This is a genomic window from Chryseobacterium paludis, from assembly GCF_025403485.1.
Classification (GTDB): Bacteria; Bacteroidota; Bacteroidia; order Flavobacteriales; family Weeksellaceae; genus Chryseobacterium; species Chryseobacterium paludis.
The window spans coordinates 2,991,656-3,016,146 of record NZ_CP099966.1; the positions used below are offsets into that span (position 1 = coordinate 2,991,656).

A 24,491-nucleotide genomic window follows, 5' to 3' on the forward strand; every position below is an offset into this window, starting at 1 on the left:
AATTACAAAGCTTTTAAACAGTGAACCTATAATCTTGTTTTTTTCTATTATTGCGTGCAATTTTATAAAAACATATTATGATTTATCAAATAATCTACTACTTTTGCAAACAATCCTAATTCCCCTATCAATGAAAAAATATCTACTCAGTTTATTTTTATTTTTAATTACACTTAACACGCTTTTTGCACAAAGAGATACAGACCATTGGTTTGCTCCTTATTTTGATAACTCCTCCACATCAGCAACTAATTATACACATGGCCTGTATTTTTCTACAGATTCCACGACTCCTTTTGATGTGAAAATTTACAGTAACAATGTTGTTATAGGAACTGTTACTATTAGTAAAAATAATCCTCAGTCTTTTGCACTAGGAGCACAGTATATCAGAACAACAAGTTCTTCAAGCGCAGCTGTTCCAACTAATCTTGGTGTTTACACCAAAGGTGATAAACCTTATTTTACTTCACTAAGAATTTACAATAGCTCTCACGGAGAGATTGTCACTTCAAAAGGAAAAGCCGGCATTGGAACTGAATTCTACGCTGCTGCCACTCCCATGACAGTAAATTCAACATCTAATAATTTCACTACTGGAATAATGGCAACAGAAGATAATACAACTGTAACCGTTTCAGGATATGATCCGAACATACAATTTATTAACAATACAACTCCTCCACTTTCTATGACTGTTAATTTAAATAAAGGACAGTCTTATATTCTGGCAGGACTTGGAGATTCAGCAGCAAACCAAAGTGGCTTCATAGGAGCCAAAATAGTTGCTAGCAAACCAGTATCTGTCACTAATGGTAATTCTAATGGATTCTACGCCACTATTGCTGCAGGAGATTTTCCTGACGGCTCAGACCTGATTATGGATCAATCAGTACCTACTAATCGTCTTGGAAATGAATTTGCCATGGTTAAAAGTATCTCTACCAGTAGTGATAATATGGAAGGTGGAATTATCATCGCAACACAAAACAATACGGAAATTTACCTTAATGCCGGGACAACACCTGTAGCAACAATTAACGAAGGAGACTATTATAGAATTTTAGCAAATGCTTATGTTACTCAAACTGGAGGACACTCAAACATCTACATCCGAACTACTAAAAATGTATACTTATATCAATTAATAGGTTCTGGAAATGCCAACAATACGGGAGGATACAATTACATTCCACCTTTAAATTGTTTCTTACCCCGAAAAATTGATGAGATTGGTAAAATCCAGGAAATGCCAACCTATACTGGTAATGTTACTTTAAAACTCAATATTCTAACCGAGGCTGGTGCAGCTGTAACAGTAAATGGTACAACACCTACTGCAGCGCAGGGCCCATTTCCTCTTACAGGAAATACACAATGGGTAACTTACGGGATACAAGGTATCACAGGCAATGTGACAATTACATCTACTAAGGCAGTAACTGCTGGAATCAACGGTGGGTATAATACAGCAGGTTATGGCGGATATTTCGCAGGATTCTCATCTATTCCGGTAATTGCCAAACAAACAGGGGACTGTATTCCTGGAATTGTACTAGAAGTTGATGATAGTTTTGAAACTTATCAATGGTCATTGAACGGAAATCCGATTCCTGGCGCTACAAGCAATTCATATACTCCAACTCAATCAGGGAATTACTCTGTAAGAATTACTGTAGGAAGTTGTCCACCGGCAACAACTCCTGTTTATAAAGTATTCTCTTGTCTTGAACAATCTACTAAAGCAATAACACTTTGCGAAGGCTATCAGGCAATTGTTCCAGAATTTACAAATTCAACCCAAACATATGTTCCCGGAACAGTAACGATTGTTACCCCGCCTACTAATGGAGCTGCAACTATTGATCCTGTAACTGGAGTCATTACTTACGTTCCTAATTTCGGTTATTTCGGTCCGGATACTCTTGTCTATAAGTTCTGTGGAAATGCTCCTGAATTTATCGATTGTGAGCAGATAACATTGAGTTTAATCGTGTCTGCTACACCAGTTGTTAATAATGCTGCTCTAAGAACTTGTTTTCTTGAACAAAACCTTGCGACGGGTCTGTTTAACCTTACAACAGCAGGAGTAACTTCACAAACTGGAATTACGAAAAAATATTATCCATCTCCAACTGATGCTATTAACGGCACAAATGAAATTACAAACCCAATTACATATATTGCTCCAACCGGTGTAGTATATATTAAGGTAATTAATGCTAATGGATGTTATAAAGTTGCCGAAGTAACACTTACTGTTATGGCTCCTGTAAAATCTGCAGTGTTAGTTGACAAAATTATCTGTATGGAAGATAAGACAACCCTTGATGCTGGTCCTGGATTCAACACTTACGAGTGGAGTACCGGAGCAAATACACAATCCATAACCAACGTTGGAGTGGGAACTTATTGGGTAAAATTAAAAACAGGAGAATGTACAACATTACAAACAGTAAACGTCTATGCATCAGAACAACCTGTTATTTCAAATATCGATATTACAAGCAATACAGTTACGGTTTATGCTTTAGGTGGAACACCTCCATATAAATATTCTATAGACAATATCAACTGGCAGGACTCTAATATATTCAATAATATTCCGCGGGGTGATGCTACTGTTTATGTTAAGGACGCTTATGACTGCGATCCCATTAATGTAAGTATCACTGTTCCTAATTTAGTGAATGTAATTACTCCGAATGATGATGGAGTGAACGATTTTATTGACTATTCATCATTATCATACAAGCCTAATTTAACATTCAATATTTATGACAGGTATGGTGCTAAAATCCATGAGGGAAATAAACTTAATGGATATAAATGGAATGGTACAACAAATGGAAGCAAAAGAGTATCTACTGGAAACTACTGGTTTGATATAAGCTGGAGTGAACCAAATAAAAGGCAAACACCTATAAAATATTCAGGCTGGATCTTGGTAAAAAACAGGGAATAACAGTTTTAAAATATCTATATCAAAACCACGATTTGAAATCGTGGTTTTTTTATTGTTTTTTCAACACATTAATGCTTTTTATTATTAAATTTGCGTTAAAAGCTAGCGCTAAATGAAGAAAACTCTATCTTTTCTATTAATATTTTATATTTTCACGTCTGCTTTTGCACAATTAGACAGGGAACACTGGTTTGCTCCAATGGTAGATAGAACAGGTAATCCCAATCCGTATCAAAATTTGTATTTATCTACCAATCGAATAACATCGTTTCCGGTTAGTATTTATAACAATAATGTTTTGATTGGCACAGTAAATATAAGCAAGAATAACCCTCAGAAATTTGATGTATTAAGAGATTACATTATCACTACCCAACAAACGGATCTCTTTACTCCTACGTCAAAAGGACTTTACTTAAAAGCTGAATTTCCGTTTTATGCTAATTTAAGATTCTCTGTATTTAATCATGCCGAGATTATTACTTCGAAAGGTATTCCATCCACTGGAAAAGTCTTCTATGCTGCAAATGCACCACTTAGCGTCAATAATCCCATCCTAAATTTCATGACAAGTATTCTGGCAACAGAAGATAATACTACAGTTACCATATCAGGATATAAACCAGTTGTACAATTCTCAAATGGAACAACAGGGGCAAGTAATCCGGTCATGACTTTCACTCTTAATAAAGGTAAATCATACATTATTGATGGTATAGGAGATATTACAGGAAACTCCGATGGTTTTATAGGAGCTAAAATAGTTGCTAATAAACCAGTCAACATTACCAATGGTAATTTTAATGGCCAATATGCCGGAAACTTTCTTACAAGTTCTGATATTTTAATGGACCAGTCCGTCCCCGTTGAAAGGCTTGGTAATGAATTTGCCCTTGTAAAAGGAAATGGAAATCTCGGCGCAAATATGGAAGAGGTACTTGTAATTGCAACCGAAGATAACACTCAGGTTCTTGTTAATAATGAATTAATTCCTATTACAACCCTAAATACAGGACAATATTTTGTGATCCCGGATAGTAAATATCAATTGCAGGGAAATAATCATTATAACCTATACATCAGAACCTCAAAAAACGCTTATATATATCAGATGTTAGCAGGAACTTCTGTTGCAGGTGATGAAGTTGCAACAGGTGGTTTTAATTTCATTCCAGCCTTAAATTGTTACTTACCAAAACAAATTAATGAGCTCGGTTTTATTGATGAAAATTTTGTCTACTCCAATATTAATCCGAATGGGATTCTCAACATTCCAACAAAGCTAAATCTAATTACAGAAAGAGGAGCAAATGTAACGGTAAATGGTATTACTCCTCCAACTACAACTGGTCCATTTAATATGACAGGTACAAACAATTGGGTCACTTATGGAATTCCTAATGTTACCGGAACGATTACGGTCGTTTCTGATAAGGCTATTACTGCCGGTATTAATGCTGGAAGCGACGCAGTAGGATACGGAGGCTTTTTTGCGGGTTTCCCAACTCAGCCGGTTATTTTAAAATCAGGAGGAGATTGTGTTCCCGGAATTGTCCTTACGGTAGATCCAACAATTTACAATGCCTATCAGTGGTACAGAAATGGAGCCATTATTCCGGGAGCTACAGGAATAACGTATATTCCAACACAATCAGGAAATTACACTTGTGCAGTTACTATGGGAAGTTGTGCCCCTCTAATTACCCTGCCATATAAAGTTTTAAATTGTACCAATCAAACTACTGCTACTTATGATGTTTGTACAAGTCATGTGATAACTCCGGCTTTTACCAATTCACCACAAGCTCCGGTTGTATCCACAATAGCTATTACAACACCCCCTACTTCAGGAACAGCAACTATAAATCCTACCACTGGTGTTATCACTTACAATGTTACCAACCCAGGAACTGCCGGAACTGACACTTTTACATATACATTTTGCGGTAATGATCCAGATTTTCCAGATTGTGAAACCGTAACTGTAACAATAAATATCAAAGTTATTACTGTAACGGATACAAGTTTATCTGCCTGCAGTATTAATGGTCAGGGAACATTTAATCTTACATTAGCAAATGTTACCACAAATACCCCGGTAACAATCACATACTATCCTACTCTTATCGATGCACAAACAGAAAATGCGGCAGCACTGATAACAACCCCCAACACCTATTCGGCACCAAATGGTACTATTGTATATGCTGTTGTAAAAAATAATTTGGGATGTAAGAGTATTGCTAAAATAACACTCAATTTATATCCTGTGGCAATTGTCCTACAAAATTATACAGGTACTTTTTGTGATGATAATTTTGATGGCATTGTAACGGTTATCCTACCCAACATTACACCCTTGGTTTTAACTAACAGCACCTACTTCCCAAACGTCCGATATTATGCTAATTTTGCTGATGCCGACGCTGGAAACACAAGTACACTACCCAATACATGGAGTTTTAGTGCCTCAACAACCATATTTATAAGAGTAGATTCCCCTGATGGATGTGCAAAAGTTATTCAGCCTCTGAATTTCGTAATTGGTGCCAGGATCCCGCTGATAAAAGACACCGTAACAGAAAACTATTGCGATGATGATCTAGATGGAATTAAACAGGTTAACCTATCCCAATATATCAGTCAGTTTACTGCTGATCCACTAGTAACAGTAAGTTTTCATGGAAGTCTTTCGGATGCTCAGAATGATATCAGCCCAATTACTAACCCAGCAACCATAACGGGTACCCAAACGATATATGTAAGATTTGAAAAACCCGGAGTTTGTGCCCAAATAGGAAAGATTATCATCACCATTAAAACTCCGAGAAAATCTGATCTCCTGACTGATCAAATTATCTGCCCTAAAACAAGAACTACATTGGATGCAGGTCCAGGTTTTGAAAGTTATCTTTGGAGTACAGGAGCCACTACTCAATCGATTTCCAACATTCCTGCCGGCAGCTATTGGGTTGACCTAAAATATAATGGCTGTATATACAGACAATTTGTAAATGTTGTTGAATCCCAATCTCCAGCCATTATTTCAATAGATATTAATGGTAGTACTGTAACTATTGGAGCAAGCGGGGGAACACCACCGTACGAGTATTCATTAGATGGAACTACATGGCAAACTTCAAATGTCTTTCAAAACTTACCTAGAGGCAGCTATATTGCCTATGTAAGAGATTCTAAAAGGTGTGAAGATGTTCAAAGACCTTTTACCATCATAAACCTGATCAACACGATTACTCCAAACGATGATGGCCATAATGATGGAATAGATTACTCTGCATTAATGACTAAGGAAAATATTGAGTTTAGAATATATGACAGATATGGTGCAGAAATTTTCCGTGGCACTTCATCAAATCGTTACACTTGGGATGGAAAATTAGGTGGCAGGCCAGTGAATACAGCAACCTACTGGTATACGATCAGCTGGACTGAATTCGGAGCCAGTACTACCGTAAAATATTCAAGCTGGCTATTGGTTAAAAATAGATAATCAAGAATCTCATCCTTATAAAAAATGCTAAAACAATAATGTTATAACATTCATTAACAATTATGAACCAAAGTTTAATATAACTTTAACCTGTTTTCACTATCTATATAGGTATAAATTGATGTAATTCTGTGTAATTTTGCCCTAATATATGAAGAAACTTATTACTCTATTGCTGCTGGTTTTTCTGGCAAAAATCAACGCTCAAGTCTATTCCGGGGAAGTATTTCTCAGAGATAATTCAATACTATATCTTAATCAGGTTTATGTAACGAATCTTAATACACAGAGAACCGTTCTTACAGATTACAATGGAGATTTTAATATCCAGGCTAACCCTGGTGATATCATCCGTTTCACTTCCATTGTTACAGAAAGGAAAGATATTCAGCTTACCCCTCAAATGTTTGGTCCTAAAAGCTTAATTGAATTAAAAATTGCTTATCATGATATTCAGGAAGTTGTTATCAGCAGATTTAAACCAACTGGGAATTTAAGATATGATGTAAATGCAATAGCTAAAAAAGACAAAGCCCTCGAACTGAAAAAAGTAATTGGTCTACCAGAGCCCAAAGGAGATGGAAATCCCCCTCAACTTCCTGTGGCAGGGCTACGTGATGGTGGATTGACTTTCAGTCTGGAAAGTATTTATGATATCTTATCTGGTGAAAGAAAAAAGCAACAACGTTATGTAGCTTATGAAAACATGAATAATTCAGTTACTCAGATAAAAAATTATTTAGGTAAGGATTATTTTGTGAAATTTAAAATCCCGGAAAATCTAATTGATAACTTCTTGCAATTCGTTTATTCTTCTGAAAATATACAGCCATATATACAGGCTGGAAATTTTGAAGCTGTAAAAATTCCAATTGAAAAGTATTTACCTATCTATCAGAGAAGACTGAGAAACTCTCATCTTCAGGATATTATAAAATAAAAGGCATATTTTTTAGAGATTACTTAAAATTATTGTTTGCTTGATAATATATTCTTAAATTTATCTCACGAACTTGTGTTTAAAATAAAAACATTTTTAGTTCGTTATCATATTTAAAACTAACTGGCCCGAACACAAATTAAGGAGAAACACCAAATTTTTAACTTAATATTTGTTGAATGAAAAAGTTGCTTTTATCTTTTTGTACAATTATGTGCTTTAGTCTCTCTGCCCAAAAAAAAGGAAAAGACTATACTAATATCATAAAAAGTAAAAACATTTATGAAATAAATGCTTTTCTAAGAGATGCTCACCCAGACGATCCACGTAGATCAGTACTAAAGCCAAAAGTAATGGATATGATGGCGGAATATATAAAAAACGCCCATCCTGCAGATCAAAAGGTTAAAGAAATGCAGGAAATGCTTGCCTTGCTAAAAAGGAGACCGTCTACCAAGATCACTTTTGATGAAATGAATGCTATCATTAAGCAAAAACAAATAGCAAAATATAAAGCAGAACTAGCAGCCAAACAATCTACAGTAATATATACCCCAAGTAATGCCCAAAACGCTATTGTTGTAAATGCATCATCAAATACAGTTGCTATTCCCGATGCTGAAGCTGAAGAATTCAATATGTTGATGAGTGTCTCTCCTGTTGAGCATAAAAATAAGACAGTGAAAATATTGAACTCTCTTTTTGACAACGATCCCATGAGCAAGGACTGTATTGTTCTTATCGAGAACAAATCTGATTGTAACATTATCGTAAGAATGGAAGGAGTTGGTATTACTAAATACAGACTTGCTGTTCCTGCTCATAACGAAAGTTCAATTGTCATAGACAAAGGCGACTATCTCTTTACCAGTATTGTTTGTGGAGCTCAATACGCTTCTCAAAAAACAATTCAAAAGCCCTTACTTGTTGCCTTAGGCTCTTCTGACCCTAAATAAACAAAATAGCGGTGTCTCTTTTATATCTAAAAGCACTATATTTTACTTTAATTTTGTTATTTTTGCCAGATTTTCATTTATACTCATGGGCAAAAATAAAATAGCAAGATTCGAAGAAAACAAGATATTACCTAATGTTATTCAACCGACAAGGGAAGAAGCTTTAACTAGTTTTGAACTCAAAGGAAAGTGGAGAACAAATTTCTTCAAGAATGACAATCCTATTGTTCTTGAGCTAGGATGTGGAAAAGGAGAATACTCTGTAGGTCTTGCTAAAGCTTTCCCTGAAAAGAATTTCATAGGGATAGATATCAAGGGTGCAAGATTTTGGTTCGGAGCTAAAGAAGCTGTTGAAAACAATATGTCCAATGTCGCATTCCTTAGGTCTCAAATAGAATTAGTTGATAACTTCTTTGCCGAAAACGAAGTAGACGAAATATGGATCACCTTCCCTGATCCACAAATCAAATACAGGCGTACAAAACACAGACTTACTCATCCCGATTTTCTGGATCGTTATAAAAAATTCTTAAAACCTGGTGGGATTATTCATCTAAAAACAGACTCTGAATTTTTGCATGGTTATACTTTAGGGTTTTTACAGGGTGCCGGTTATGAAATTATTACTGCTCACCACGATATTTATGGAGCTCCAGAATATGATCCAGACACAAAATATTTAAGAGATATAAAAACATATTACGAAGAACTTTTTTCAGCAAAAGGAAAGACTATTACTTATATAAAGTTCCGGATAAGCTGACCCCATTTTAAAAACATTTGATGAAAAAAAAAATTTTGACAATCTTACTCTTCTCTTTTCTAACTCCCACTCTCATTAATGCTCAAAAGAACAAAAGAGAGATTCTAAAAAGCACAAATATCATAGAAATTGAAGAGTATCTTAAAAACACACATCCTGAAGATCCTAAAAGAAACGTTTTAAAAACCAAGCTAATTGTCTTGAAAAATCAGCAATGGACACTTGGAAGGAAAGACGCAAAACCTATGGAAGCCAGACCTGTTATTAACGAAATCCCTTCTAGACATCCCCATGATCCAGAAGAATTTAAACGATTAATTTTTGAAAGTTCCAAAAATCACAAAGATAAAACTGTTAAGCTCCTGAATACCATGTTTAATGAGGATACCACCAGGAAAGAATCGATCCTGTTATTCAGAAACAACTCTGACTGCAACCTTGTGCTAAAGATTAAGGGTGAAAACTCTTATCATATGGCAATTCCAGCACATAACGAAGATTTTATTGTAATTGAAAAAGGAAATTATGCACTTGAAAGCAATGTCTGTAATGTAGAATATAATTCCCAAAAAGAGATCAAAAGAAATATTATTCTAACTATAAATAATAGTGACTAGCTAGGGAAATAGAAATTTTATAAATAAAAGTAAACTCTTACATTTACAATTCAAATTTTTTTTTTTATGAAAAAGAAATTAATTTTTTCAGCTATAACAATATCCCTGGTCTTAGTAAGCTGCAGTGTTAATTATAATAATTATCCTGTTAGAAAGACCTATCCCCCAACCTCAAATACATCTTCTTCATCTGTTAATACAGAAAGAGAGTATAATGAGCTTTTAAAGACCTATAAATCTGAAACTGCTGATGTACTAAATGATCTCTTAAATGGCTCTTCAGACAGTTCAAAAACATCCTTCTCTGTAGAAAATAAATCCCGCTGTAATATGGTTCTTACCATTAGCGGAAATAATTACTATAAGAAAATACCTATTGGTGCAAATAAAATAGGATCCGTAATGCTTCCAAAAAACCAGAGTTACAAATTATCCGGAATGGTATGCAATTCCGTATATCAATCCACAAAATACATCTCGAGCTCATATTCTATAACCTTATCTAATTAACAAATTAGAATAGTAGAATTAAAAAAAAACCGCTAATAAATTAGCGGTTTTTTTATTTTAAAGAAAATCTTTAATTATTCTGCATCGAAATCAGCATCTGTATCAGCAGATACTTTTTCTCCTTCTTCTTTAGATTTTTCTTTGTCAGCTTTTCTTTGAGATTGACCATCTCTGATAGAATCAGAAACAACGTTCAAAATCATATCGATAGACTTAGAAGCATCATCATTTCCTGGAATAACGAAATCTACTTTTCTAGGGTCAGAGTTAGTATCTACGATACCGAAAACTGGAATACCTAATTTCTTAGCTTCAGTTACAGCGATGTGTTCTCTTAAGATATCAACAACGAAGATAGCAGAAGGAAGACGAACCATGTCAGAGATAGAACCTAAGTTCTTCTCAAGGTTAGCTCTTTGTCTGTCTACCTGAAGTCTTTCTTTTTTAGATAAAGTTTCGAACGTTCCATCTTTTTTCATTTTATCGATAGAGTTCATTTTCTTAACAGCCTTTCTGATAGTAACAAAGTTTGTTAACATACCTCCTGGCCATCTTTCTGTAATATAAGGCATATTAAGTTCTGAAGCGTGCTTAGCAACAACTTCTTTTGCTTGCTTCTTAGTCGCAACAAAAAGAACTTTTTTACCTGCAGAAGTAAGTTTTTCTAAAGCGCTACAAGCCTCATCTAACTTTACTGCTGTTTTATGTAAGTCTACAATGTGAATACCATTTTTCTCCATAAAAATGTACGGAGCCATATTTGGATTCCACTTTCTAGTCATGTGACCGAAGTGTACCCCAGCCTCTAGGAGGTCTTTTACATTTGCTTTTGCCATGTTTTCTGTTTTTGTTAGTTTACTTTCCGTCTTTTAAACAATCAACAACTTCTTTAGATGGGAGAAGCGTTTGGATGCTAAACGTAACGGGCAATTTTTTTGTTTAGATAAATAGATTTTAGATAAAAGATAATAGATTGAAAAAATTCTGAAATCCAAAATCTTGAATCTGAAGTCTGAAAATTAACGTTTTGAGAATTGGAATCTCTTTCTTGCTTTTTTCTGACCTGGCTTCTTTCTTTCCACCATTCTTGCATCTCTTGTAAGTAAACCAGCTGGCTTTAATGCTAATCTGAACTCAGCGTTGATCTCGCATAAAGCTCTTGAAATACCTAATCTGATAGCTTCTGCTTGTCCTGTATTTCCACCACCGAAAACATTTACGGTAACGTCATACTGACCAACAGTTTCAGAAAGGATAAACGGTTGATTTAATTTATAAACCATTACGTCTGTAGAGAAATATTCTTTAGCATCTTTACCGTTTACTGTAATATTACCAGTACCTGGCTTTACGTAAACTCTTGCTACAGAAGTTTTTCTTCTACCAATTTTATGAACTGTAGACATATTAATTATTTAAATTCGTTAATATTAATTGTTTTAGGCTGTTGAGCTTCGTGCTTGTGTTCAGTTCCTTCATATAAATAAAGGTTTTTGAATAAAGCAGAACCTAATCTGTTTTTAGGTAACATACCTTTTACAGACTTTTCTAATACTTTCAAAGAATCTTTCTTTTGAAGTTCAGCCGCAGTCATAGATTTTTGACCTCCAGGGTAACCAGTATGCCAGATATAAGTTTTATCTGCCCACTTGTTTCCGGAAAGCGTAATTTTCCCAGCATTCAAAACAATAACGTTATCACCACAATCTACGTGAGGTGTAAAGTTTGTTTTGTGCTTACCTCTCAAAATCTTTGCAACCTTAGAAGCTAGTCTTCCTAAAGGTTGTCCTTCAGCGTCTACCACAACCCATTCTTTATTAGCAGTAGCTTTGTTCGCTGAAACAGTTTTGTAACTTAATGTATTCACACGTTTTAGTTAAAGATTAAACATAATTTTCCCCATAAGGGTGTGCAAAGATACAAATTAAATTTGTAATGGAAAAACATATTTAATTTAATATGTTGGTTACGTGTTTAGGTTAAACGATTCGACAGATTCTATCTATAGAAAATATTCTTGGCACAGATATTGCAAAATCATATACGATGAAAAAAAAGTTTTAGAAGATTCTAAAAACACAGGTGATAAAGTAAAGAGTTTAGTTACTAAACTCTTACTTTATTAACTTTTCCGTAAAAATTTCCGCATCCTATTATCATTTAACCATTCATTAAATTACAATTTACATTAATTTCATGTAAAAAATTATTTTTCATTCTCGAAATAATTATATTTGCCGCAAAGCCTTACTTACCATGAGTCACGGAAAAATAAGAGAAGAAAAAAACTGTCTCAATTGCGGACATACCGTAGAAGAAAGATTCTGCCCACATTGCGGACAGGAAAATACGCAGCCCCGCCAACCCTTCTATTTTCTTTTCACCCATTTTATTGAGGACTTCACTCATTATGACGGGCAATTCTGGAAAACGATACAATATTTGATAGGACGCCCAGGAAGGCTAACCAAAGAATATCTTGCAGGTAAAAGACAATTGTTTGTGCCGCCTGTAAAACTATACATCTTCATAAGCTTTTTAACATTCTTTGTTCCTACTCTTTTCCCAAAATCAGAAGACACTGAACATGAAAAAACAGAAAAACACTCAGCACAAAAAAATCTAGAAGAGAAAAAAAATCAGGTAGCTAAAATAGCAGACAGCATAAAACGGGAAATGATCGCAGAAGGTGGAGAGGACAGTATTATAATTAATAATAGCATATCCAAACTCGATAAAGTTAACAAAATTGAAGATTTGCTCTCTACCAAAAAAGTTTTTAGCAGTTCTAAAGATAAATTCTCTATTCTAGGTGCAACAACAAAGAAGCAATATGATTCTCTGAGCATACATGGAGGCAAAATATATGTTTCTTTAAGACCTTTTGCTGAAAAAATATTTTCTTTGCAGGACAGAGGCTTTAACAAGAAAGAAATAACTAACCGTTTTGTGGAAACTTTTATACACTCAGTTCCAAAAGCGCTTTTTGTTTACTTACCTATTTTTGCTTTTTTTCTATGGATATTTCACAGTAAGAAAAAATGGTGGTATTTCGACCATGGTATTTTCACACTTCATTACTTCTCATTCCTACTGCTAAGTTCGTTAATATTTATTCTTGGTAGCCATTTGGTATCCGTATTGCCGAGCTACAAGGTGTTAACACTTATCTTCGGATTATGTTATACTGCCTTATTCTTTTATACCTCAGCCTACTTCTTTATAGCGCATCACAGGGTTTATGAGAATAGCAAGAGAATAAGCATCTTAAAAGGATCAATCCTGTTTATCGTCAACTTTATAGGTTTACTTTTAATGCTTATGATATTAACCTATATCAGTTTTATAATGATGCATTAATTACGCAAAGACTTACTTCCTCTAAAACTGGCTATTAAATAATAGGCTACAAAAACAGTTGAAAATTTTAGGATAGAAGGAATTGCTAATTGCAAATTAAAAATAAGAAAACCTATAAGCACTAAAACGCCCATTGCGGCAAAAGATAATCCTAATTTTTGTGGCAATGTAAAATTAGGGGTATCCAGATAATAAGCCAATCCCCATGCAAAACCAAAAGCAGCTGCATAGTAGAAATCAAGCCCCAGGTTTTCGCTGCTTAAAAGAAAATAATTAATTAGAAAACTGATCACAGTTCCCAGTCCAAAATAAATCAAAGCTTTCTGCATATAATAATATATAATGCAAAAGTAAATAAATTACTTATTATTTCTAAGGAGCATATTCGTAAAATAGCGATTACTTAATTCAATCAAAACACCTAATGACCTGAGTTAAAGAAGCATAAAGTTAAATCTTATGTTCTATATTATTATTATATTTGGGAATTCAGAAATTTTCTAGATTTTTTATGGAAACCCAAAAATATACTCCTAAAAACAAAGTAAGAATTGTAACAGCAGCGTCATTATTTGACGGACATGATGCCGCAATTAATATTATGCGTCGTGTTATTCAGGGAACTGGTTGCGAAGTCATCCACCTTGGTCACGATAAATCAGCAGAGGAAGTTGTAAATACAGCTATCCAGGAAGATGCTAATGCTATCGCTTTAACCTCTTATCAGGGAGGTCATAATGAATATTTTAAATATATCTATGATCTTTTAAGAGAAAAAAACTCTCCACAGATTAAGATCTTCGGTGGTGGTGGCGGTGTAATTCTGCCTGAAGAAATTGAAGACATCATGTCTTATGGAATCGACAGAATCTACTCTCCGGATGATGGAAGAGAGCTTGGACTTCAGGGAATGATTGATGATCTGGTGAACAGATCAGATTTTGCAACCGGAAAAGACATCACGGTTGAAGACTTAGAATCAATTAATTTCGAAAACTCAACAAGCATTGCTAAAATTATCTCTGCTGTTGAAAACTTTTCTGATGAAAAGCCAGAATTAGTAAAAGCTATTGATGAAAAAGCGAAAGATCTTAATATTCCTATTATTGGTATTACAGGTACTGGTGGTGCCGGGAAATCTTCATTGACCGATGAACTGGTAAGACGTTTCCTACGTTCCAATACAGATAAAAAAATAGCGATCATATCTATTGACCCTTCGAAAAAGAAAACCGGAGGGGCATTACTTGGGGATAGAATCCGTATGAATGCCATCAATGATCCTAGAGTTTATATGCGCTCAATGGCGACAAGAGAAAATAACGTTTCAGTTTCTCCATTTATCCATTCAGCACTGAATGTATTAAAACTGGCACATCCTGATGTTATTATTCTGGAAACTTCAGGTATTGGGCAGTCAGGTTCCGAGGTATCTGATTTTGCTGATGTTTCAATGTATGTAATGACTCCTGAATATGGAGCATCAACACAGTTGGAAAAAATTGACATGTTAGATTATGCGGATCTCGTAGCCTTAAACAAATCTGATAAACGAGGGGCACTTGATGCTTTACAGGCTGTAAGAAAACAGTTCCAAAGAAATCACCTGTTATGGGAAAGTCCATTAGATGATATGCCGGTATATGCAACGAAGGCATCTCAGTTTAATGATCACGGAACAACAGAACTATACAACAGATTAATTTCTAAAGTTAATGACAAGTTTTCAGAACTAAAACTGAATGGGTTCGTTGAGCAGGAAATTACAGAAGAAGTAACGATCATTCCTCCAAAGAGGGTTCGCTATCTGTCTGAAATTGTTGAAAACAATAAACATTATGATGCAAATGTTATAAAGCAAGCTGAGCTGGCCAGAAAAATGTATCATATAGAAGGGGTTAAAAATATTCTTACTAATGAAATTTTAGACACCGAATACCAAAAAGCTGAAAAAGACCTTCAACAGGAAAATATCGATTTTCTTAAAAACTGGGAAGACACTAAAAAAGCTTTCCATGAGGAATTCTTTTCTTATTTCGTTCGTGGAAAGGAAATCAAAGTAGAAACCTCAACTGAATCTTTATCTCATCTAAAAATTCCTAAAATCGCTTTACCAAAATATACGGATTGGGGAGATCTTATTTTATGGAAGGGACAGGAAAACCTTCCCGGAAGCTTTCCATATACAGCAGGAATTTATCCGTTTAAAAGAACTGGAGAAGATCCTACAAGGATGTTTGCGGGAGAAGGAGGTCCTGAAAGAACAAATAGAAGATTCCATTACGTTTCTGCAGAAATGGATGCAAAACGTCTATCAACAGCTTTCGACTCTGTAACATTATATGGACAAGATCCGGCATTACCACCAGATATTTATGGTAAAATTGGAAATGCAGGGGTTTCGATTGCCACTTTAGATGATGCAAAGAAATTATATTCCGGTTTTGATTTAGTGAATGTTATGACCTCTGTTTCAATGACCATCAATGGGCCTGCTCCAATGCTGTTGGCATTTTTCATGAATGCTGCTATTGATCAGAATGTTGAAAAATATATTGCCGAGCATAAACTTGAAGCGAAGGTTGAGGCTGTTTTAAAGGCAAAATTTGATGATAAAGGTTTAGAAAGACCAAAATATAATGGAGAACTTCCACCTTCTAATAATGGTTTAGGTTTAAAACTATTAGGAATCACAGGAGATGAAGTTATTCCGGCTGAAGCTTATGCAGAAATCAAAGCTAAAACTATTGCTACAGTTCGTGGTACGGTTCAGGCTGATATTTTAAAAGAAGACCAGGCACAAAATACCTGTATTTTCTCTACTGAATTCGCCTTAAGGTTAATGGGTGATGTTCAGGAATATTTTATCACAGAGAAAGTAAGAAACTTTTATTCAGTTTCTATTTCAGGATATCACATTGCTGAAGCTGGAGCTAATCCTGTTTCTCAATTGGCATTTACATTGGCTAATGGTTTTACGTATGTAGAATATTATTTAAGCCGTGGAATGGACATCAATGATTTTGCTCCTAACTTATCTTTCTTCTTCTCCAATGGTATCGACCCTGAATATTCAGTGATCGGACGAGTAGCAAGAAGAATCTGGGCAAAAGCTATGAAAATAAAATATGGTGCTGATGAAAGAAGTCAGATGTTGAAATACCACATTCAGACTTCAGGACGTTCTCTTCACGCTCAGGAGATTGATTTCAACGATATCAGAACTACGCTACAGGCATTGTATGCGATTTATGACAACTGTAATTCACTTCACACGAATGCTTATGACGAAGCTATTACAACTCCAACGGAGCAGTCTGTAAGAAGAGCGATGGCCATTCAGCTGATCATTAACAAAGAATTAGGTTTAGCTAAAAATGAAAACCCTCTTCAAGGTTCATTCATTATTGAGGAATTAACGGATCTTGTTGAAGAAGCTGTTTATGCAGAATTTGACAGAATTACAGAAAGAGGTGGTGTTCTTGGTGCAATGGAAACCATGTATCAACGTTCAAAAATCCAGGAAGAATCTATGCATTACGAATGGCTGAAACATACAGGAGAATATCCTATTATTGGAGTTAATACTTTCCTTGGAAAAGATGGTTCGCCAACAGTACGTCCTGGAGAAGTTATCCGCTCTACTGAAGAAGAAAAGCAGGTTCAGATTGAAACCCTTCACAATTTCCAAAAATCTAATGAAGATAAATCTGAAGCAGCCTTAAAAACATTACAGTACGCAGCTATCAACCAACAAAACTTATTCCATGTCATGATGGATGCTGTGAAATACTGTTCTCTTGGGCAAATCACCAATGCTTTATTTGAAGTGGGTGGTAAATACAGAAGAAATATGTAATCTCTGTTGAACAGACAATTATAAATTAAATAAAGCCGCAGATTAATCTACGGCTTTACTTTTTTTAGTCTATTTAAAGAATTATTTCTTATTAAAATCTCCAGCGAAAATAGAGATAATATTATTTTCAGAAAGATACTTTTTCAAAGCAGCATTTACTTCAGATAATTTTAGATTCTGAATTTTTAAATTCTGTTCATCAAATCTTTCCAATGGAACACCAAAAAGAAGTTTTGTATTCTCAAGATTAATAAGAGTGCCATCTGATCCTAAACTTGTTGTTCTTTCATTGGCATAACTTTTCTTGTTAGAATCTAATTCTGCCTGTGTAAATCCAGAAGCAAGTGCCTTACTTACCTCTTCTTTTATAGCCGCTTCTACAGCATTTCTTTTCGTTGGGTTCAAATAGGCATAGTAATTCCACGAAGCTACATCATTCGAAACAGGAACACTGAGATAGGAACCTACACCATAAGAAATCCCTTCTTTTTCCCGTAGCCTCATCGGTAATCTGGCAGAAAGGAATCCTCCACTTCCTAAAATTTCGTTAGCCATTACTAAAGCTGGATAATCTGTATGCTCCTGTGTCATTTTGAAACTTGAAGTTCCCAGGGCAACTGCATTTTCTTTGTCTGGGGTTATGATGTTTTTGTCCTGTTTTTTTGTTTCAAAGAATGTAGGTTTTACCTCAACAAATTTTGATTTGGCGGTAAACTTTCCAAATGTCTTTTCTAGTTCTGATGAAGCTAGCTTTGGATCAATAGCACCTATCAAAGTTCCAACACCATCTGATGCGCCCATCATATTCTGATAGAAATCTGTCACCTGAGCCTTGGTCACTTTTTTATTTTCATCAATTTGTTCCTGTAAGGAAGCAACATAAAAAATACTTGTCTTCGGATATGGAGACGCCAGTCTTTGTAGCTCATTACTTGCTATAGCCTGTGGATCTTTTAGCTGTCCTTCCAGCTGTGTATTGATTTCAGTGATGGTTTTACCAAGCTCATTTTCAGGGAAAGTTGAATTCGTCAATATATCCTGTACAATGGCCATTACCTTCGGATAATATTGTTTATAAGTATTGATGCCAATAATTAAATTTTGTCCATAAACATAGGTATAAACAGATGATTTCATTTGATCCAAATCATCCTGTATCTGCTCTTTTGTTCTGGTTTTAGTTCCGGATTTCAATAAAGCAGCAGTAATGCCTGCAATAGCTTCTTTACCTTGAAGGTCTTTTTCATTTCCAATTCTGAAACGGAAATTCCCCTGAACTTTATCTCCCTTGAGCTCTTTGTTGATAAGTCCATATTTCATCCCATTGGAAAGCTTTCCTTCGGTAAGATTCTTTTTAACATTGGCAATTGAAGCTTCAAAAGGTGCAGGCTCTTTTTCTAAAGCTCTTCCTTTATAATCTTTTACCAGATCCGCAATCTGATTATCCCTAAATTCTGTTGGGAAAACTCTTTCTTCATTTGGAGAAGGGCGGAAAACACCCATTGTACGGTTATTATTTATAAAATACTTTTTAGCTACCTTATTGATATCTTCCAGTTTTAGGTTCTCAACATTATCCCGGTAAAGGAAGTTCAATTTGTAATTTCCGGCTCCGATAATTTCCGTAAGATTGATCGCAAAATTGATGGTGTTATTTTTCTGATCTTCTATTTCTTTAACCAATTTTGATTTGGCTCTTTTAAGATCATCTTCCGTAAACTGGATCAATGAAATTCTATCTAATTCCGTTCTTACAAGTTTCGTGGTTTCATCAAGATTTTTATCTTTTGGAACATCAAAATTAAAATAGATCATTCCGGGATCTCTTAAGGAAGGCCTGAATGTCCAGATAGAAGAAACCTTCTTAGCTTCTACCAAATTCTTGTATAAATATCCTGAAGGATCGGAAGTCAGAATTTCACAAAGTGCTGATAAGGCTGCAAAATCTTTATCCGCATACGCTGATGTATGATAACCTGCAGCTATGATTTGCTGATCATTATTTCTTTTTATCTCAAAGTATTTCTCTCCATTTTGAGCAGGCTCTACTGTATACGTTCCGCCCAGTTCACGAGTAGGCTTCTTGATAATAGAAAAATAATCTGAAATGTATTTTAATGCATTTTTCTCATCAAACTTTCCGGCAACAATAAGAGTTGCATTATCCGGCTGATAATATTTTTCATAGAACTTTCGTAAAGTAGGCGCTTTTACACGTTCAATATCTTCCTTGCTTCCTATAGTGCTGTTTCCATAGTTATGCCAAACATATCCATTGGAAAATACATTCTGTATCATAACTCTTGTAGGATTATTCTCTCCAATTTCAAATTCATTTCTTACTACTGAAAATTCTTTATCCAAATCAGTTTGTAAGATGGTAGCATTGATCATTCTATCCGCTTCCATTTGTAATGACCATTTCAGGTTTTCCTCACTGGAAGGGAAAATTTCGTAATAATTGGTCCTGTCATACCAAGTGGTCCCGTTGGCCTGGCCTCCTTTATCGGAAAGCTGCTTTTTAATATCTCCAAGGTTCTTGGTACTCTTGAACAACATATGCTCAAGTAAATGTGCCATCCCTTTTTCACCATAGCCCTCATCTTTCGATCCTACATTGTACACAATATTCACAACCATATTGCTTTGCGAAGGATCAGGAATTAAAAGAATCTTCATTCCGTTATTAATGGTATATTCTTTAACTCCTTCCGTATTACCGATAAATTTCGGAGCATCAGCATTTTGAGAAAAAACAGGACTGATACTTCCTGTAAAAAATAGGACTGCCGCCCCAAATACTAAGTTTTTCATCTAGTTTTTATTTAATTTCGTTTAAATTTAAAAAGTTTTCTGGTCACTAATTATAAGACAACTATGCCTTACAAAATGTTACAGAGATCCATAAAAATATCACTATTTAATGAAAAAACCAAAAGCCCTATTTAACTGGAGCAGTGGAAAAGATTCCGCACTTGCATTGTATAAAACTTTAAAAGAAAACAAGTTTGATATAGCTTATTTACTTACCAGCATCAATGAAGAATATCAGCGGATCTCTATGCATGGTGTTCATGTTTCTCTTTTAGAACAGCAAGCATCCAGCATCGGGTTTCCTTTAATTAAAATGGAAATTCCCAAAGAACCTTCTATGGAACAGTATCGGGATATTATGAATAAAACAATGTCTGAACTAAAGTCCCAAGGCATAACGTATTCCATTTTTGGAGATATCTTTCTGGAAGATTTAAGAAAATACCGTGAAGACCAACTTAAAGCTATTGATATGGAAGCAGTCTTCCCACTTTGGAAAAAAGATACCACGAACCTCATCCACGAATTTTTAGATCTGGGTTTTAAAACAATTGTTACCTGTGTGAATGAAACCTATTTAGATAAAAGCTTTGCCGGAAGAATTATTGATGAACAGTTTATTGCCGACTTACCACAGAATGTTGATCCTTGTGGAGAAAATGGCGAATTTCATACGTTTACTTTTGATGGCCCATTATTCAAAAATCCTATTAAATTTGAGGTTGGAGAGATTGTGAAGAAAACGTATCCAAAGCCAAAAACTGATAATAATGAGAGTAACGGTGATTATGTTTTCTGGTTCTGTGACCTGATCTCAAAATAACCCCCGCTGTTTTTTGAAATTTTGCGGGGCTATTATATCTTTTATTTAAATGTTGTCATGATTTCATTCATTAGATCAAATACCAGCTTCACATCTTTTTCATTAGTTTTCCAATTAACAAATGCTGCTCTTATTCCTTTGTGCTGATTATAGAAAGTGGGAGTCATAAATACCTTTCCGGTATTATTAAGTCTTTCAAGAAATTCATTAACCTTATCCTGATCTGCACTATCTTTCAAACTAAAACAAACCGTATTGAGTCTTACCGGAGCTAAAAGCTTAAAGTCAGTGCTGTTCTCAATTAGATTACCGAATTGTCGGGACAAAGACACATTGCTTTCAACAATTTCCTGATATCCATTTTTGCCATAAGCCATTATTGAAAACCATGCTGGTAAAGCTTTTAATCTTCTTGAATTCTCAGGTAAGAAATTTAAATAGCTGAAATTCTCCAGAGGATCACCCAGATAAGGGGCATTAGAATTCTGAAAAGTTTCAACCTGCAGTATTTTGTGTTGTTCTTTTACGAAAAAAACAGCACTTTCATAAGGAACATTCAACCATTTATGACAGTCTATTGTAATACTGTCTGCGGCCTCCCAGCCTTCCACGAGATGTTTAGTTTCATCGGAACAAGCTGCAAATCCTCCAAAAGCAGCATCTATATGCCACCAGAAGTTATACTTATTTTTAAGCTCTTTGATCGCTTTAAAATCATCAAAATCCACTGTATTTACAGTTCCACCGCTTGAAATCAGGATAAAAGGTTCACCATGTAATTCTATAATCTTACTTTCCAGATCATCCATACACATCGCTTCCCGGTTCCCTTCCATTGTTTTAATTTTTACAACATTTCCACTTCCGATTCCCAAGAGAGATAACGATTTCAAACTTGAAGAATGTGGTGTGGCGGTAAGTATCTTGAAAGGTACCGAAATACCGTCTTTTGCAATATCCCTTCCATTTTCTTTCCCAATCCATTGTCTTGCTACTGCCAAACAGGTAAAATTGGACATCGTTGCGCCGGTTACGAAACCTCCTAAAAAGCTTTCCGGAAGCCCTAAGAGATCAAGTATCAATTTGATCGTCTCCATTTCTATGACCGCAGAAACATCCCCCTGCCCTTTCGTCGATTGGGTATTCTGATCATATACAGAAGCTAGCCAGTCTCCGGCAATAGAGGCAGGAGTAGCTCCCCCTGTAACAAATCCCCAATATCTGGGACCTGATGATCCAACAATAACAGGTTCAAATCTTTCATTAAAAATTTCCAATACTTTTTCTGTTCCATATCCTGATTCAGGTACTGATTCTTCTTGAGATGAAATTTTATGATCAACAGATGTCTTTCTGTCGGATAAAGTTTTTAAATAAGATACTCCTTGTGTTTTTATTGTTTCTAATAAGTGATCAATTTCTGACCAATCATCTTCCAGGAATGTTTTCATATTTGAATTAATAATCTATTCAAAAGTATTAATTTCCGTAACAATTTTGCTTACATAATTTGTGGGTTATCAAAATTTCCAGAAGAAACTATTAGTCAATATTTTACCTGTTAAAAAGTAAACTTAGAATTCCCGGCTCATTATTTTTAGTCCTAAAATGCCCTGTTTGCATCCTTTTTGATGATATAGCATTAAATTAAAAACAAATGCTGAAAATTTCCCATTTATTGTTCCCCTTATTAGTCACCCTCTCTTTAACTGCCTGCAAAAATGCACCTGAGTATACTACAAAAACAGTTGATAGAAATGCAATTATAGATTCCACGATAACATCCTTCAAGAAAAAACTATTAGAGAAGCAGATCGATTCTGTTTTCACAAAATATGATTTTAATGGAAGTATCGCCATTTTTAAAGATTCAACAGAGCTATATCGAAAAGAAAATGGGTTTTCCAATTTCGAAAATAAAGCAAAAATAAATGACAGTACAATTTTTGCAATTGGTTCTGTAAGTAAGCAATTTACATCTGTTCTTGTTTTACTTCAAATGGAACATGGAAAGCTCAATATTGAGGATAAAGTTTCAAAATATCTAAAAGAATTTCAGACTAAAGAATATGAAAACATAAGTATCCATCAACTTTTAAATCATACTTCCGGCTTAAATACTTTAGGCGGAAAACTATTGTTTAAAAGTGGTTCAGATTTTTTCTACTCGAATGATGGCTTTAATACTTTAGGGAAGGTCATTGAAAAGGTTTCAGGAAAATCTTATGATGAAAATGTTCAGGAGCTACTTTCAAAAGTGGGAATGAAAAATTCTTCAACAGGAAATACATTCAAAGGCAAAAATTTCGCAAGTGCTTACCTTGGAAATAAGAAGAATGCCGAAAAGATACCCAATATGCCGAAAAGATTAAGTGGAAAAGAAATTGGGATTCCTGCGGGAGGTATTTTATCTACTACTGACGATTTACATCGCTGGAACAATGCATTATACGGTGGAAAGATCTTAAACCCGGAAACTCTTAAAAAGTTCATCTTAAAAAGTTCGGAAAGGCACCATGCTATTTTAGGAAAGATGGGTTATGGATATGGAATCATGCTGAATATAGGAAAACCAACCACTTATTTTCATAGTGGATATATTAAAGGTTCTCCTTCTTTAAACATCTATTATCCTGACTCTAAAACTTCGGTCATTATCCTATCTAATATTGCCGATGAAGCAAAAGGTAAAGGCTATATTTTCAGACCTCATCTTGAGGTAAAGAAAATTACAGATGCCATTGAAAATACAGTTACTGATCTGAGAAAGCAAATGATCAAACCCGATAAGCAAAATGAACTCTGATGAAAAAGTTGTACTTTATAGCTATTTATCCACCACAGCAGATTATTGATGAGGTGAAAGTCTTTAAACAAGATTTAGCCAACAATTACAATAATCCAAAAGCGATTAAAAATGACGCTCACATTACTCTTTTTCCACCTTTTTCAAGAGAACTTAAACTGGAAAATGATATCATTGCTGCATTTGAAAGAATTGATACAAATTTAGCTCCGTTTGAAATTAAGCTGAATGGATTTGGAAGTTTCCCCAACCCTAAAAACCCGGTGCTCTTTGTTCAACCTGAGCAAAACGCAAATTTGACCGATTTGTATCACAGGGTAAAACGGCAATTTAATTTTGGCAAATACTCTTTTACTCCCCATATGACCATTGGTTACAGGGATTTAAGCTATGAAAATTACTTAAAAGCGTGGGAAGTCTATAAAGACAAACCTTACAAAACTAAATTCATAGTTGATAAAATTCTAGTACTTCGTTATGATGGAAAATGGGTTCCAATAGCAGAAAAAAAACTCATATAAAAAAATCGGCCCTACAGCCGATTTTTTAAATAGATACAAATATGTA

The 24,491-nt window shown here is 34.8% G+C and carries 18 protein-coding genes; 12 read left to right on the forward strand and 6 right to left on the reverse strand.

From position 1 onward, the window contains the following. Nucleotides 1-130: 130 nt before the first annotated feature. The 7 genes from NG806_RS13575 (at nucleotide 131) to NG806_RS13605 (ending at nucleotide 10,262) form a co-directional block, all read left to right on the forward strand. A complete protein-coding gene (locus tag NG806_RS13575) occupies nucleotides 131-2,965 on the forward strand; it encodes a T9SS type B sorting domain-containing protein (protein WP_261510085.1) in 2,835 nt (944 codons plus the stop codon). Between the two features lie 112 nt (nucleotides 2,966-3,077). Further along, nucleotides 3,078-6,476: a T9SS type B sorting domain-containing protein gene (locus tag NG806_RS13580; RefSeq protein ID WP_261510086.1), complete on the forward strand. Its 3,399-nt coding sequence runs from the start codon at nucleotides 3,078-3,080 to the stop codon at nucleotides 6,474-6,476. 151 nt (nucleotides 6,477-6,627) lie between these two features. Continuing rightward, nucleotides 6,628-7,416: a hypothetical protein gene (locus tag NG806_RS13585; protein ID WP_214831743.1), complete on the forward strand. Its 789-nt coding sequence runs from the start codon at nucleotides 6,628-6,630 to the stop codon at nucleotides 7,414-7,416. 179 nt (nucleotides 7,417-7,595) lie between these two features. Further along, nucleotides 7,596-8,372, forward strand: coding sequence for a DUF6759 domain-containing protein (locus NG806_RS13590; RefSeq protein ID WP_214831744.1), 777 nt, complete (start codon nucleotides 7,596-7,598; stop codon nucleotides 8,370-8,372). Nucleotides 8,373-8,457: 85 nt separating this feature from the next. Beyond that, entirely contained in the window at nucleotides 8,458-9,135 is a 678-nt protein-coding gene (trmB, locus tag NG806_RS13595; protein WP_261510090.1) for a tRNA (guanosine(46)-N7)-methyltransferase TrmB, read from the forward strand. A gap of 20 nt (nucleotides 9,136-9,155) precedes the next feature. Next, nucleotides 9,156-9,752, forward strand: a complete 597-nt coding sequence (locus NG806_RS13600; protein ID WP_214831746.1) for a DUF6759 domain-containing protein — start codon at nucleotides 9,156-9,158, stop codon at nucleotides 9,750-9,752. Between the two features lie 66 nt (nucleotides 9,753-9,818). Next, nucleotides 9,819-10,262, forward strand: a complete 444-nt coding sequence (locus NG806_RS13605) for a DUF6759 domain-containing protein (protein WP_214831747.1) — start codon at nucleotides 9,819-9,821, stop codon at nucleotides 10,260-10,262. 74 nt (nucleotides 10,263-10,336) lie between these two features. On the opposite strand, the gene rpsB is transcribed toward NG806_RS13605, so the two are convergent. From rpsB to rplM, 3 genes are all read right to left on the reverse strand, one after another. Next, nucleotides 10,337-11,098 carry a 30S ribosomal protein S2 gene (gene rpsB, locus NG806_RS13610; RefSeq protein WP_214831748.1) on the reverse strand — a complete coding sequence of 254 codons (762 nt, stop codon included), beginning with the start codon at nucleotides 11,096-11,098 and terminating at the stop codon, nucleotides 10,337-10,339. Between the two features lie 183 nt (nucleotides 11,099-11,281). Next, nucleotides 11,282-11,668 (reverse strand): 30S ribosomal protein S9, encoded by a 387-nt coding sequence (gene rpsI, locus NG806_RS13615; RefSeq protein WP_072883409.1) that lies wholly within the window; start codon nucleotides 11,666-11,668, stop codon nucleotides 11,282-11,284. 5 nt (nucleotides 11,669-11,673) lie between these two features. Further along, nucleotides 11,674-12,129, reverse strand: a complete 456-nt coding sequence (gene rplM / locus NG806_RS13620) for a 50S ribosomal protein L13 (RefSeq protein WP_214831749.1) — start codon at nucleotides 12,127-12,129, stop codon at nucleotides 11,674-11,676. A 389-nt stretch (nucleotides 12,130-12,518) separates the two neighbouring features. Here rplM and NG806_RS13625 point away from each other — a divergent pair, with 389 nt between their 5' ends. Continuing rightward, nucleotides 12,519-13,622 carry a DUF3667 domain-containing protein gene (locus tag NG806_RS13625; RefSeq protein ID WP_214831750.1) on the forward strand — a complete coding sequence of 368 codons (1,104 nt, stop codon included), beginning with the start codon at nucleotides 12,519-12,521 and terminating at the stop codon, nucleotides 13,620-13,622. Here the strand turns inward: NG806_RS13625 and NG806_RS13630 are convergent. Then, entirely contained in the window at nucleotides 13,619-13,951 is a 333-nt protein-coding gene (locus NG806_RS13630) for a hypothetical protein (protein ID WP_261510095.1), read from the reverse strand. The genes NG806_RS13625 and NG806_RS13630 overlap by 4 nt on opposite strands. 182 nt (nucleotides 13,952-14,133) lie before the next feature. Between NG806_RS13630 and NG806_RS13635 the strand changes: the two genes are divergently transcribed. After that, nucleotides 14,134-17,481 carry a methylmalonyl-CoA mutase family protein gene (locus tag NG806_RS13635; RefSeq protein WP_214831752.1) on the forward strand — a complete coding sequence of 1,116 codons (3,348 nt, stop codon included), beginning with the start codon at nucleotides 14,134-14,136 and terminating at the stop codon, nucleotides 17,479-17,481. Nucleotides 17,482-17,562: 81 nt separating this feature from the next. Here the strand turns inward: NG806_RS13635 and NG806_RS13640 are convergent, their stop codons facing one another. Then, the gene (locus NG806_RS13640; RefSeq protein WP_261510096.1) at nucleotides 17,563-20,295 is read right to left on the reverse strand and encodes a M16 family metallopeptidase; all 2,733 of its coding nucleotides are present in this window, start codon (nucleotides 20,293-20,295) and stop codon (nucleotides 17,563-17,565) included. Nucleotides 20,296-20,404: 109 nt separating this feature from the next. Between NG806_RS13640 and NG806_RS13645 the strand changes: the two genes are divergently transcribed. Then, on the forward strand, nucleotides 20,405-21,118 hold the full coding sequence (locus tag NG806_RS13645) for a Dph6-related ATP pyrophosphatase (protein WP_261510098.1): 714 nt from the start codon (nucleotides 20,405-20,407) through the stop codon (nucleotides 21,116-21,118). Between the two features lie 41 nt (nucleotides 21,119-21,159). Here NG806_RS13645 and NG806_RS13650 read toward each other — a convergent pair whose 3' ends face one another. After that, nucleotides 21,160-22,569, reverse strand: a complete 1,410-nt coding sequence (locus NG806_RS13650; protein ID WP_261510099.1) for a pyridoxal phosphate-dependent decarboxylase family protein — start codon at nucleotides 22,567-22,569, stop codon at nucleotides 21,160-21,162. 206 nt (nucleotides 22,570-22,775) lie between these two features. Between NG806_RS13650 and NG806_RS13655 the strand changes: the two genes are divergently transcribed. Further along, on the forward strand, nucleotides 22,776-23,924 hold the full coding sequence (locus NG806_RS13655) for a serine hydrolase domain-containing protein (RefSeq protein ID WP_261510100.1): 1,149 nt from the start codon (nucleotides 22,776-22,778) through the stop codon (nucleotides 23,922-23,924). Beyond that, a complete protein-coding gene (locus NG806_RS13660) occupies nucleotides 23,924-24,445 on the forward strand; it encodes a 2'-5' RNA ligase family protein (protein ID WP_261510101.1) in 522 nt (173 codons plus the stop codon). Before NG806_RS13655 ends, NG806_RS13660 begins: the two co-directional genes overlap by 1 nt. The last annotated feature ends 46 nt before the right edge of the window (nucleotides 24,446-24,491 follow it).